This window comes from Nitratidesulfovibrio sp. SRB-5 (assembly GCF_019931275.1).
Classification (GTDB): Bacteria; Desulfobacterota; Desulfovibrionia; order Desulfovibrionales; family Desulfovibrionaceae; genus Cupidesulfovibrio.
Map to the genome: position 1 here is coordinate 1158560 of NZ_JAIOTY010000002.1, position 12389 is coordinate 1170948.

A 12389-nucleotide genomic window follows, 5' to 3' on the forward strand; every position below is an offset into this window, starting at 1 on the left:
GCGACGGCCCCCGTTCGTCCATATATCGTTGCTGAAATGGGTGCCGTGGCACCCGGCCCCCCGGCATGCGCCGGTTTTCCTGCGGCTCTGCACTGCCCGAAACCGGGCGGCACCCGAAGCTACGCCGAAGGACGGATGGTCAGCACCGGCTGGCGGGCGCTCTTGACCACCTTTTCCGCCACGGAGCCGAACAGGATGCGGTCCAGGCCCTTGCGGCCATGGGTGCCCATGATGATCACGTCCGCGCCTTCCTTGTCCGCGATGCCCAGGATTTCTTCCGCCGCATAGCCGGTGACGATGCGGCCCTCGGCCTTGATGCCCGGGAAGTTTTCGGCCACGAACGATTCCATGGCCTTTTCAGCGCCGGAAACGATTTCGCCCACGAAGTTCTCGATGGAGTTCGGCGGCACGTGGAAGCCCACGTACTGGCTGAGCGAGGGGGCGGCGTACAGCACCACCACCGACCCGCCGGTCAGCTTGGCGAGAGAGGCTGCATAGTCGGCGACATCCTTGCTGTGCTCGGAAAAGTCCACCGCGCAGAGAATCTTCTTGAAGTCCTTCATGGTGTTTCTCCCAGGTTACGGGTTCCGTGCCCCTCGCGGGGCATGGTGGCAGTCTGAACCTCTTCGTATACTTACAGTATGCTTTGAGGGCGAAATAGACAAGGGTCGATTTGATGCGTAGTGTCCGCACATGGGCAAGCCGTGCCGCCCGGCAGCTTTTTCCCGCCTTGCGCGCCGTTGCGGCTCCCGTTGATGCGGGTGTGCCCTTGAAATTTCAACGTGTTGTGTGCGCTGGCCCCATGGCAGGGTTCTTGCTTGGCCACGGGCGTACCCTGCATGCACGACATGCGCTACATCCCTGACATGGGGGACGTCATGAAGATCGGCACGGAACAACTGGAGGCCCTGCAACGGCAGGAGTCGACGCAACGAAAGAACACCGGCGGCGCCAATGCCGTCGGCGACTTCGGCGCGTTGCTCTCGCAGGAGCTGGGCGGAACCGAATCGGCGCAGTCCGCTGCGTCGGTGGTGCCGCCGGGGGCCGCGGGCATCGACCCGCTGCTCATGGTTTCGGCCCCGGACGGCGTTGACGGCGTTGACGCCGTCTCGGATTCGACCGGCCTCGACCAGGCCATGGAGCAACTGGACGGTCTGCTGAACAACTGGGATGCCTACGCCCGCGAACTGGGGCAGGGCGCGTCCACAGGCGGGCTGCGCGGCGCCTATTCGATGCTGCAAGGCATCGACAACTCGCTGCGCGACCTGAAGCAGAACATGCCCAACCTTTCCGACCACGAAGGGCTCGCGGCCGTGGTCAACGAACTCGAAGTGATGGCCGCCACGGAGAAGTTCAAGTTCAACAGGGGCGATTACGCCTCGTAGGGCGCATCATCTTTTTTCGCGGGTTTCCCCAGCGGAAAAACCTGATTCGCCTTGACGACATGCCCGATTCCGCTCCGGCGGAGCAGGGCATGGCACAGCGGCATGAACGCCGCACCTTCGGGTGCGGCGTTTTTCATTTCTTGCGGGGATGGAAGGGAAGAAGCAGCCGGAAAGAAAGGAATTCAAACAAGCGACACCGAAAGGGGAGTGAGCCGCGCTGCACCCTGTTCCGGAGGAGTACCGGGGGAAAGGGCACTCGCATCCGCTCTTTCATCTGAAGGCACAGGGGAATCAGCCCCGCGCGGGCAGCACCGCCAGTGGGGTGTACACCGGGCGGCCACCGCCAGGATCGCTGCGCCACAGCACCATTTCGCGCACGGTGCAGACGGGCCACGGCGATGCGGCGCGGCTGATGCGGGTGTTGATGGCCGCCAGCAGGGCATCGCGCGCGTCCGTTGCCGCATGGGAAGAAGGCCGGGCAGGCGGGGAGGCCGATTCGCCGCCGGGCGGGGCGGCATGGCGCTGCCCGCCTTCGCGCCGGGCCTCGCGCAGCCGGGCCAGCGTAAGGTGCGGGGCAAAGGGGCGGTCCTCCGGCGCAAACCCCAACGGCACCAGCGCCGCGTTGACCGCCGTGGCCAGGGCCGCGCATTCCGGCGCGCCTTGCGCCAACCCCAGCCACAGTACGCGCGGGTCACCCCTGGCCGGGAACACCTCGGCCTTGCCCACGGCCAGTTGCAGGGGCGCAAAACTGATGGTCCGCAGCGCGCCCGCCACCTCGTCGCAGCGGGGGGCGGGCACGCCGCCCAGAAAGCGCAGGGTCAGGTGCCAGTTGCCGGGGGGCGTCCAGTGCAGGCGGGGCAGCAGGGCGGCCAGTGCCGTCAGCCGCATCGGGGCCGGGTCGCGCGTGACGGGGCCGGTTGTATCGGCGGTGGCGCAGGCCGCATGCAGATCGTCGCGCAGCGCGGCCAGCCGGTCCTGCCATTGCGGGGGCAGCGGCAACCCCACGAAACAGCGGACCGTGCCCTGCGTTTGCGCGCCGGGCGTGTCCGAAACGAGGGAGGCTCTGTGGTGGGCCTTTCCCGGCCCGGTTCGCCTGTTACCACTCATGGCGCGTCCTTGTTCATGGCCTGTTGCCGACACTGGCGTCCGGCTGGCTGTCCGGCTGGCTGTCCGGCTGGCTGCCCGGCTGGCTGCCCGGCTGGCTGACTGACGGGGCGGTGTCCGGGTGCTGTCTGGCAGGTGCCCGGCTAAGCGTCCTGTGGCATGGTTGGCGTCATGACTGGGAGCATGGCCAGCAGCATGTCCAGGGCCGCATCCACCGTGGCGCTGCGCACGGCGGCCCTGTCGCCCGAAAACAGAAAGCGTTCGGCCTGCACGTTTTCGCCGTCGGCCACGGCCACCCACACCGTGCCCACGGGCTTTTCCGGTGTGCCGCCATCGGGTCCGGCCACGCCGGATACGGCCACGGCAAAGCGGGTACCGGTCAGGCGGCGCACCCCGGTGGCCATGGCCCGCACCACCGGCCCGCTCACCGCGCCGTGGGCGGCCAGCAGGTCCGGGGCCACGCCCAGCACGTCGCGTTTCACCTCGTTGGCATAGGCCACCACGCCGCCGGTGAACCACGCGGAACTGCCGGGCACTTCGGTGCAGCGGGCCGCAATGAGCCCGCCGGTACACGATTCCGCCGTGGACAGGGTGGCCCCCAATGCCGTCAGGCGCTGGCCCAGCAGCCGGACGCGGGCGTGCGCGTCGTCGGAAGGCGGGGGAACTGGCGTGCCCGACATGCCCGATATGCCCGATAATCCGGATGCGCCCGATGAGCCGGACGTGCCCGATGGGGTGGACGGCTTGGGCCGGGCGGCATCGGCAGGATGCAGCGGGCAGGGGGCGTTGTGGGGGGCGTGCGGCGTGGCAGGCATCTGGTCTCCGGTGCGTGGGCATGCTGCGGGCGGCACGACATGCGCCGCCCCTGCCGCCCGGCTATCACCGAGGAAACGGTTCCGGCAAGTGGCGTGCTTGCTACGGGCTGCCCGCGCTGCTACTCTGTGGGTCGACCAGCAGTCATGGAGACGCAATGACCGACCAGCGAGAGGAAATGGTTTCGGCCTTGCAGGACGAAGTGCTCAGTGAAATGGCTGAGACCTTCTTTTCCGCCCGCAAGGCCGTGGATGACGAGATGGAACTGTTCCGCTCGCGCGAGGAGGAACTGCGCCGGGCCGCCCAGCGTGCCTTGTGTCACGCCGGGTGGCTGGCGGACCTGCTCACCGGGCCGGACATGGCCGAACAGCTGTGGCACGCTCTGGGGGTGCCCGTGGATTTCATGCGCCTGGTGGACGGCACCGCCGTCTGCCCGCATCGCGACATGCCCTTTGCATGGACCCGTTCCGGCCAGTATGAAAAGCTGCTGCTGGAAGTATACGAGGACACCTGGCGCGCTTTCGACGACTATGTCAACGGCGCTGCCGCCACCATACCGGGAAGGCCGGGCAAGGTACGCAAGCTGGGCCATCGGCGGTACCGGCTGTGGGCGGCGGAGATCAATCGCATGGTGGCCAAGGCCAACAGCGACCATTCGCCCTCGTGCGTGCTGGGCATGGCCCGTGCATTGGACGTGGAAGGGCAGGAAAGGATGAAAGTGGCGGGCAGCGGCATGGAAGGATATTCGTGCGCTCTGGACGCCACGCTGGCCCTGCCCCGCCTGGACGAGAGCGTGCCCCAGTTGCCGGACCTGCCGGAACTGCCGCCACCCGCTGCCGCCGCGCGCAGCCTGCGTGCCCTGGCGCGGCGCATCTGGAGTGAACGGCGGGACCGGGCAGCCGCAGCACTGGCGCGCGTGGAGCAGGCACAGGAATGACGTTTTTCGCGGGCATCCCCTGGCCTGACGCAGGTATGCCCGACGCCCGACGCCCGATGAGATGTCCGGATGGCTCCGGCTGACATCGGGCCAGCCTGACATGCGGTTGGCCCGATCTTCCGGCGGGCTGTCCGGCGATGGGGCGGGTTGTTGTGATATCACGGACTGGGACGCATGGCCCGAAATGGGGCAGGCCGTGCGTCCGACGCACATCAGAAGGCACGCCGGGTGCAGGGCCGTACCTTGCGATGCCATGCAGGAGGGGAAACCGATGGAAGCGAAACAGCAGGATGCCGCAAGCGCCGCACCCGCCGCCAAGACCGGGGGCGAGCGCAGGCGCGCCGCCCGCGTGGCCGGACGGTACAAGGGGCGCATAGAGATTTCCGGGTACGGCTTTTCGGTTATGACCTGGGACGTCAGCCTTACCGGCGCGCGATGCGCCGTGCGCGGCAAGTTTCCCGAGGGCACCGTGTGCACGCTGTTCGTGCAGAACGCCCGGGGCGAGGAAATGGGCCTGCCCGCCCGCGTGGTGCGCGGTACCGGCAACGACGTGCGGCTGAGCTTTTCGGCGGTGTCGTCCGAGGCCAGCGTCTTTTTGCGGGCGCTCACCGGCCTGACGTAACGGCGGCGTGCGTCGGGGCGTCCGGGCCGCTCCGGGTCGCTCCGGGACGTCCTGCTTGCCTCCGCACCCGAAGGACCGGAACGAGCGACCCGCGCGGCCACCCCGCACGGAAGGAGAACGGCGCATGCGCGTACTGGCGGCGGACATAGGCGGCACCAACAGCCGCTTTGCCCTGTACGAGACGGGCGGGCTGGCGCGCGGCCACGTGCCGCGCCCGCAGGACCGCCTGTGCGCGGTGCGCCTGCCCACGGCGGGTACGGCGTCCTTTGCCGATCTGCTGCGCCGTGCCGCCGCCGAAGAGCCGGGGCTGTTCACGTCCCCGGCGCTGCTGGTGCTGGCCGTGGCCGGACCGGTGCGCGGCGGGCGGCGCTGCACCCCGCCCAACATCCCCTGGGCGGTGGATCTGGACGACCCGGCGTTGCATGCGCCGGGCATGCCGCCCTTGCCCCCGGTACTGCTCATCAACGATTTCGTGGCCCAGGCCTACGCCTGCCTGCGCTCGGCGGCGCCGGACGAGCCGGATGCGCCGGACGTGCTGAACATGCTGGACGTGCTGGACGGGCATCCCGTGCCGGACGCTCCCATTGCCGTGGTGGGCGCGGGCACGGGCCTTGGCAAGTGCCTGCTGCTGCCCGCGTCCGGTGACGGCATGCCGCCCCGCGTTCTGCCCTCCGAAGGGGGGCACGCCCTGTTCCCCTTCACGGACGAGCGGGAGATGGCCTTTGCCGCGTTCGTGCGTGCCCACACCGGGCGGCAGGTCATCGGCGACCTGGTGGTGTCCGGCCCCGGCCTGCGCCTGCTGCACGCCTTTCACACCGGGCAGTGGCTGGAACCCGCCGAGGTGGCGGCCCGCCTTGCGACCGGAGAACACGGGGCCGATGCCGACCATGCCCTGCCTCACGTCCTGTCCCGGATACTGTCATGGTTCGCCCGCTTCTATGGCCGTGTCTGCCGCGACTACGTGCTGGAAACCCTGGCCCTGGGGGGGCTGTTCATCTCCGGCGGGGTGGCGGCGGCCACGCCCGCGCTGGTGACGCACCCGGCCTTTGCCGAAGCCTTTCGCCAAAGCGATACCCATGCCGACCTGCTGCGCGCGGTACCCGTGCGTCTGGTGCGCAGTCCCGACGCCGGGCTGCTGGGCGCGGCCCTGTATGGTGCCCTGCATCGGCCCACCCACTGAACCGGCCAGCCCCCTGAACTGGGCGGCACGCTGAATCGGCCACCCCCCCGAACTGGGCGGCACCCTGACCGGCGTGGTGTTCCGCCTGACACCGCCTGACACCACTTCGGGCGCCGACAACGGCGGCCCGGCAAACCGGAAAGGAATCTCATGCGTCCGGGATGGACTGATGCGGCGCGGCGCGCCCTGCTTCTGGCGGCGGTGGCCGTCTGCTTCTCGGCTGCGTGGTGGTCTGGCCTTGGCGAATGGCTGTCGCTGGCCCGGCTCAAGGCCTCGCAGGCGCAACTGGTGGCCTGGCACGAGGCCAGCCCCGCGCTGTCCGTGGGTGCCTACATGGCGGTGTACGTGGCCTCCGCCGCGCTGTCGCTGCCCTGGGCCACGGCCCTGACCCTTGCGGGCGCGGCGGTGTTCGGCTTCTGGACCACCCTGTGGGCCACCTCGCTGTCCAGCACCGTGGGGGCCACCCTGGCCTTTCTGGGCGCGCGCTACGTGTTCCGCGACGCGGTGCGCCGCCGCTTCGGCCACCGCATGGTCCGCCTGGACGAAGGGCTGGCCCGCGACGGGGCGTTCTATCTGTTCGGCCTGCGCCTGGTGCCCGCGTTCCCCTTCTTTCTGGTCAACCTGCTGATGGGCCTGACGGCCATGCCCGTGCGCACCTATTTCTGGGTATCGCTGGTGGGCATGCTGCCCGGCACGGCGGTGTACGTGAATGCCGGACGCGAACTGGGCGCCGTGACCACGCCGGGCGACGTGCTGTCGCCGGGGCTGCTGGCGGCCATGACCCTGCTGGGGGTGTTCCCGCTGGTGGCGCGCAAGGTGCTGGACCGGGTGCGTTCGCGGGGCGCGGCATCCGGCAGCGGACCGGTCGGGGAAATGCGGCGCAACGCCCGCAAGGAGGACGAGCATGGCCCGAACCCCACGGCATGACGCGGACCTGCTGGTCATCGGCGGCGGCGCCGCCGGGCTGACGGCGGCTGCGGGCGCGGCGCGCTTCGGCGCGCGGGTGGTGCTGGCCGAGCGTGAACCCGCCCTTGGCGGCGACTGCCTGCACCACGGCTGCGTGCCCAGCAAGACCCTGCTGGCCACGGCCCGTGCGCGCCATGTCATGCGCCGCGCCGCGCTGTTCGGCCTGCCCGCGCCGGAACTGGAGCCGGTGGACTTCGCCGCCGTGGCCCGGCGCATCCGCGAGGTGCAGGCCGTCATCCAGCGCCACGATTCTCCGCAACGCTTCACCGGGCTGGGGGTGGACGTGCGCTTCGGCCCGGCGCGTTTTTGCGACGAACACACCGTGGACATCGGCGGGCGGCGGGTAAGCGCCGCACGCATTCTCATCGCCACGGGTTCCTCGCCGCAGTTGCCGCCCCTGCCGGGGTTGGACACGGTACCCTTCCTGACCAACCGCGAACTCTTTTCGCTGGATGCGCTGCCCGCATCGCTGCTGGTGCTGGGCGGCGGTCCCATGGCCTGCGAGATGGCTCAGGCCTTCGCCCGGCTGGGTTCGCGGGTGACCATGGTGCTGCGCGGTCCCCGAATCCTGCCGCGCGATGACGCGGACATGGCCGGGGTGGTGCATGCCTCTCTGGCTGCGGACGGGGTGCGCGTACTGGCCGGAGCCACGGTGAAGATGCTGCGCGCGGTGTCTGCCGTATCTGCCGTATCTGGCAGTTCTGGCAGTTCTGGCGGACTTGGCGAATCTGGCGGGCTTGGCAAACCGGGCGAACCGGTTGGGCCTGACGGAAATGACGCAGCCGGAACGGGCGTGGAAGCAGAACTGGAAGTGCCCCAGGGCGAGGGGCGCGGGCCGCTCGTGGTCCGTGCGGATCGGCTGCTGGCTGCACTGGGCCGCACGCCGGAAACCGCCGGGCTGGACCTTGCGGCGGCGGGCGTGGCCACCGGCAGGCACGGCGGCATCACGGTGGATGGCCGCATGCGCACCAGCCAGCCGCATGTTTTCGCGGCGGGCGACGTGACCGGAGACTGGCAGTTCACCCACGCGGCAGGGCACGAGGCCGGGGTGGTGGTGGCCAATGCGGTGCTGCGCCTGCCGCGCCGGGCGGACCATGCGCGCATGCCGTGGTGCACCTTCACCGACCCGGAGCTGGCATCCGTGGGTTGCAACGAGCGCATGGCCGCCGAACGCGGCCTGCCCGTGGACGTGCATGTGGAGCCCTTTGCGTCCAACGACCGCGCCCTGGCCGAAGGCACGCCCGAAGGACGCCTGAAGCTGGTGCTGCGCAAGGGCGGCAACAGGGTGCTTGGCGTGCAGGCCGTGGGGCCGCATGCGGGCGAGGTGCTGAACGAATGGGTGGCGGTGCTGGGCGGCGGGGTGCGCCTTTCCGCGCTTGCCGGGGCCGTGCATCCCTATCCCACGCTGGGCGAGATTTCGGCCCGCGCTGCGGGCAACGTGGTGTCGCGGGTGCTGTTTTCCGCCGGTGCGCGCAGGCTGCTGCGCCTGCTGTTCGGTTACCGGGGGTGATGCCCAGACGCCTTGGCGTCGTCGTGCGCCCAGACGCCTTGGCGTCGTCGTGTGTCCAGACGCCCTGGCGTCGTCGTGTGTCCAGCCGCCAAGGCGTCGTCATGCTGTCGATCGGCGGACGATAAAGTGCCCCCGAAGACGGTGGCAGAAGCGGGGGTACCGTCTCCGGGGGCTGTTCCGGGGGCATGTTCGGGAAGGATTCCGTGGTTCGCGGCTTCCTTCGATGATGCCTGTCTAACACTGTCATGCACTGTGCGATATTGGGTGTAGCGCTAAATCTTTCGGTAGGGAGCGTGGTAGGGGACCCCCATGCGTGGCGCATGAGCAGTGCCGCCATGCAGGGGGAGCATCCATGCGTCACGGGGGCTTGCCATCCCGCGCCGGGATGGCGTGCATGCGCGTATCGGTACGTATGAGCGAAGCCGCACGGGATGGAGCGGGCCAGCGCGAAACGGCAATACGGCGGTGCGCCGTGCGCTACGCAGTTGCGGACAACATTCAATGGTACGGGGATATCCAATGCCGCAGTTCGGAGCGCACATGTCCGTGGCCGGGGGGCTCTGGCGCGCGGTGGAACACGCCGTGTCGGTGGGGGCGCAGGCCTTGCAGGTGTTCACCGCCAATCAGCGGCGGTGGGAGGTGCCCTGTCTTTCGGATGATGACGCAAGGCGCTTTCGTGCAGCCGTGGCCGACTGGGGCGGGGGCTTCGTGGCATCGCACGCCTCGTACCTGTTCAATCTCGCCTCGCCCGACGAGGACGCCGGAGCGCGCTCGGTGCGCGGGTTGGCGGAAGAGATCGGGAGGTGCGGCCTGCTGGGCATTCCGTGGGTGGTACTGCATCCCGGTGCGCATCTGGAAGGAGGTGATAGGCAGACCGTGGAGCACGCCGCCCATCGGGTGGCCGCGCGGCTGGCCGCGGCCTTCGACGCGGCGGGGCGCCTGCATCCCCATGCCGACGGCGTGGGCGTGCTGCTGGAAAATACCGCCGGGCAGGGCACCTGCCTTGGGGGCGATGTGGCGGACCTTGGACGCATCGTGGATGCCTGTCCGGCCCGCGAACGGCTGGGGGTGTGCATCGACACGGCCCATGCCTGCGCCGCCGGGTACGACCTGGCGACGGAGGACGGCTACGCGCGGCTGATGGCGGCGGTGGAGGGCGCGGTGGGGCTTGGGCGGGTGCGCCTGTTCCACGTCAACGACAGCGCCACGCCATGCGGCGCGCGCAGCGACCGGCACGCGCACATCGGGTTGGGGCACGTGGGGGCCGCCGGGTTTGCCCGGCTGGTGCGCGACCCGCGTTTTGCCGCCCACCCCATGGTGCTGGAAACGCATAAGGGCAAGGATCTGGCAGAGGACCGCCGCAACCTGCGGGTGCTGCGCCGCCTTGCCGCGGGTGATGACCCGGGCAAGGCCGCGTGCGACGTGGAAGGGCTGAAGGAATAGGGCGCGTTCCGGTCAGGCAGGGCGGATACGCCGGAAGCACCGGTTCCCCGTGGCGGAAACCGGTTTGGTGGAGGCACGCCGCAATATGGGGCCGATGGCTGCCCGCGCCGCATTCCGGCCCCGGCAGGGTCTCCCCGAGTGGGCGGGGCCAGTCCTTTGGGCGGTGTTAGTCCTTTGGGCAGGGCTCGTCGTGGGCGTCGTCGGCATTGTCCGCCGGAGAAGCGACCGAAGCGGCTTCCGTGGTGGTCAGGGGGGTACCCTGCCCCGGCAGCAACGAACCCGGCTGCATCAGGGAAGGGCAGGCCCCGCCAGCCGTGGCGGACGGGCATCCGCCCGCCACGTCCGTTCCTGAAGACGGACAGCCTGAACAGCCCGTATCGCCGTCATGCGTGGCAGAAGGCGCGCCGGGCGTGGTCACCGCGTATTCCGGGCGCAGGTGGGGCATCAGTTCCTTGGTGGCGGTACGCTGCGCCGCCTCCACGAACACCTTGCCGTCCCGCGCCGTGACGTCGAAGCGGGTCACCACCCGGCGGTCGTCCGGGAACATCAGCCGTTTCTGGCGGATCATTTCCTCCACGATGCCTTCCAGGGCCTCTTGCGCGTCGTCCGTCAGGTCGAAGCGCACCAGCGACAGGCGCAGGTTGGCCTGCCAGCGTTCGTCGGGCAGGAAGGCCGCGTTCCACGCGAACACTCCCAGGCTCACGGCGTTCTCCGGACCGCTCAGTTCTTCGGCAACGGCCAGCAGCGGGCGGCAAAAGTCGTGGATGAGTTGGGAAAAGGGGTCCATCTTCCGCTCGGCCTTGCGGCGGCGGATTTCGGCGATGCGTTTTTTGAGCTTCTTGGCGTCGGAAGCGGCCATGGTGCCTCGCTGCGGTGGGTTGCGTGGCGCGCGGCTGGGCGCGAACGGCAGGTGCATAGGCGGTTTCGCGGGCAAGCGCAACCCGGCGCCGGGGCGGCGGGGGCCTTTGACCGACGCGACCGGACGCGCCCGGACGCGATCGAACGCGCCGTGCACGTCAGACAGGCCAGACAGGCCAAGCAGGCCAGACACGCCGGAAGGGCGGATGGGCAAACGGCCACGCAGGCGAAACGGTGGACAAGCGGGCGCATGCCGCCCCACGCAGGCCCACCGGATGGTGCGAGCCTGCGTGATGCGAGCCTGCGTGATGCGAACCTGCGCGAAACGAGCCGCGTGATATGGAAATGTGCGTGGCATGCGCGCGGCGGCGGGACGGGCAGCGTCCGCCCGTTCCCTTTCCGGCTGTCAGCGGCTGCGCGAGCGGGCCCACAGGGCAATGCCCGCCAGCCCCACGATGTACCCGATGCCGCCCGCCACGTCGGACATGCGCGGCCCGCCGGACTGCATGGCCGCCAACGAATGACGCAACGGCGCCACCTGTTCGGCCACGGCCTCGGCCACGATGCGCCGCAGGGCGGCCTCGTCAATTGCCGCGCCTGTGGAAGGCCCGGCGGCGGAGGGTGCCGGTGTGGCGGCCTTTGGCGCGCTCTGCGCCGGGGCGGTGCCCAATGCGGCCTGCGGGGTCGCGGCCTGCGGGGTCGCGGGCGACGCGGCAGGAGGGGCGGGGGCTGCGGACGTTGCCGCCGCGCTCTCCACGACAGGCGCGGCCAGGTATTCCTCGGCGGGCATGGTCCAGGTGTTGCGGTGGCCTTCGCCAGCCTGCACCTCGATGACCAGGTCGGCCTTGGCGGCGCGCAGTTCCGGGGTGATGGGCAGGGCGCAGCGCCCCTTGGCGTCGGTGACGGCGGTGCCCATTACCGTGTTGCTGCCCGCAAGCCTGACGGTAACCTTGGCCTCGCGGGTGGGGTTGCCGCTGCTGAACGAACTTTCGCAACGGATGGCGCCGCCTTCCACCCAGGCAAAGATGTTCACCCTGTGGGCCAGGGCCGGGCTTGCCTGCCCCAGCAGCAGGAACGCGCCCACGAGCAGGAGCGTGAACAGCGTCGCCGCGTGGTGCCCCGTGCGCGGCATGACCCGGCGCGTCAGGGCTCGACGCGTTATGGCCCGGCTGGGCATGCCGAGCGCGTCGGGTGCGGCGGATGTACTGGATGCGCCCGCCGTGGTGGTGGGCCGCGTGGTGGTGTAGGCAGAAACAACGTCGCACAACGGCGTGCGGGCGAAAATCCGGGTCTGTTTGCTGGGCATGGGGCCTCCTGCGTGTTGCCCCCTTGGCATGCATCTTTTTTTCGTAAAGTTCAAACGCCAAGTGCGCATTATGAAGAATCGTGTCACGAATTTCGTGTGCGCCAAGCCGCCATGGTCGCCTTTTGCTTGCCTGCGCACGCCGTTGGGGCTATCTGCTTGATGATATCACCTTCAGGAAGAAGGGCAGGCGGATGAAGGACGAAAATCCGAACAGCATGGACAGTTGCAGCAGAGTTCCCTCCGGGCGGACGGGCGTTGGCCGCGT

General features: G+C 69.6%; 12 protein-coding genes. 7 read left to right on the plus strand and 5 right to left on the minus strand.

Annotation, left to right across the window (positions count from 1 at the left end):
* Positions 1 to 119: 119 nt before the first annotated feature.
* Entirely contained in the window at positions 120 to 563 is a 444-nt protein-coding gene (locus K6142_RS12175; protein WP_012612052.1) for a universal stress protein, read from the minus strand.
* 285 nt (positions 564 to 848) lie between these two features.
* Between K6142_RS12175 and K6142_RS12180 the strand changes: the two genes are divergently transcribed.
* Positions 849 to 1385 (plus strand): hypothetical protein, encoded by a 537-nt coding sequence (locus tag K6142_RS12180; protein ID WP_223290439.1) that lies wholly within the window; start codon positions 849 to 851, stop codon positions 1383 to 1385.
* Positions 1386 to 1676: 291 nt separating this feature from the next.
* Here K6142_RS12180 and thpR read toward each other — a convergent pair whose 3' ends face one another.
* Together thpR and K6142_RS12190 are read right to left on the minus strand one after the other, a co-directional pair.
* Positions 1677 to 2492 (minus strand): RNA 2',3'-cyclic phosphodiesterase, encoded by an 816-nt coding sequence (gene thpR / locus K6142_RS12185; RefSeq protein ID WP_223380862.1) that lies wholly within the window; start codon positions 2490 to 2492, stop codon positions 1677 to 1679.
* Positions 2493 to 2632: 140 nt separating this feature from the next.
* Complete coding sequence (locus tag K6142_RS12190) at positions 2633 to 3304, minus strand: CinA family protein (protein WP_190246016.1); 672 nt, start codon at positions 3302 to 3304, stop codon at positions 2633 to 2635.
* A 155-nt stretch (positions 3305 to 3459) separates the two neighbouring features.
* Here K6142_RS12190 and K6142_RS12195 point away from each other — a divergent pair, with 155 nt between their 5' ends.
* The 6 genes from K6142_RS12195 (at position 3460) to K6142_RS12220 (ending at position 9960) form a co-directional block, all read left to right on the plus strand.
* Positions 3460 to 4239 carry a hypothetical protein gene (locus K6142_RS12195; protein WP_190246017.1) on the plus strand — a complete coding sequence of 260 codons (780 nt, stop codon included), beginning with the start codon at positions 3460 to 3462 and terminating at the stop codon, positions 4237 to 4239.
* Between the two features lie 271 nt (positions 4240 to 4510).
* Complete coding sequence (locus K6142_RS12200) at positions 4511 to 4861, plus strand: PilZ domain-containing protein (protein WP_190246018.1); 351 nt, start codon at positions 4511 to 4513, stop codon at positions 4859 to 4861.
* Positions 4862 to 4985: 124 nt separating this feature from the next.
* Positions 4986 to 6041 (plus strand): glucokinase, encoded by a 1056-nt coding sequence (locus tag K6142_RS12205; RefSeq protein ID WP_190246019.1) that lies wholly within the window; start codon positions 4986 to 4988, stop codon positions 6039 to 6041.
* Between the two features lie 150 nt (positions 6042 to 6191).
* On the plus strand, positions 6192 to 6968 hold the full coding sequence (locus K6142_RS12210) for a TVP38/TMEM64 family protein (RefSeq protein ID WP_190246020.1): 777 nt from the start codon (positions 6192 to 6194) through the stop codon (positions 6966 to 6968).
* Positions 6946 to 8517 (plus strand): dihydrolipoyl dehydrogenase family protein, encoded by a 1572-nt coding sequence (locus K6142_RS12215; RefSeq protein WP_223380863.1) that lies wholly within the window; start codon positions 6946 to 6948, stop codon positions 8515 to 8517. The genes K6142_RS12210 and K6142_RS12215 overlap by 23 nt, the downstream gene beginning before the upstream one ends.
* A gap of 519 nt (positions 8518 to 9036) precedes the next feature.
* Positions 9037 to 9960 carry a deoxyribonuclease IV gene (locus tag K6142_RS12220; protein ID WP_190246041.1) on the plus strand — a complete coding sequence of 308 codons (924 nt, stop codon included), beginning with the start codon at positions 9037 to 9039 and terminating at the stop codon, positions 9958 to 9960.
* A 166-nt stretch (positions 9961 to 10126) separates the two neighbouring features.
* Here K6142_RS12220 and K6142_RS12225 read toward each other — a convergent pair whose 3' ends face one another.
* Both K6142_RS12225 and K6142_RS12230 read right to left on the minus strand, forming a co-directional pair.
* The gene (locus K6142_RS12225; protein WP_190246040.1) at positions 10127 to 10819 is read right to left on the minus strand and encodes a hypothetical protein; all 693 of its coding nucleotides are present in this window, start codon (positions 10817 to 10819) and stop codon (positions 10127 to 10129) included.
* Positions 10820 to 11224: 405 nt separating this feature from the next.
* Positions 11225 to 12124 carry a hypothetical protein gene (locus K6142_RS12230; RefSeq protein WP_223380864.1) on the minus strand — a complete coding sequence of 300 codons (900 nt, stop codon included), beginning with the start codon at positions 12122 to 12124 and terminating at the stop codon, positions 11225 to 11227.
* Positions 12125 to 12389 lie beyond the last annotated feature (265 nt).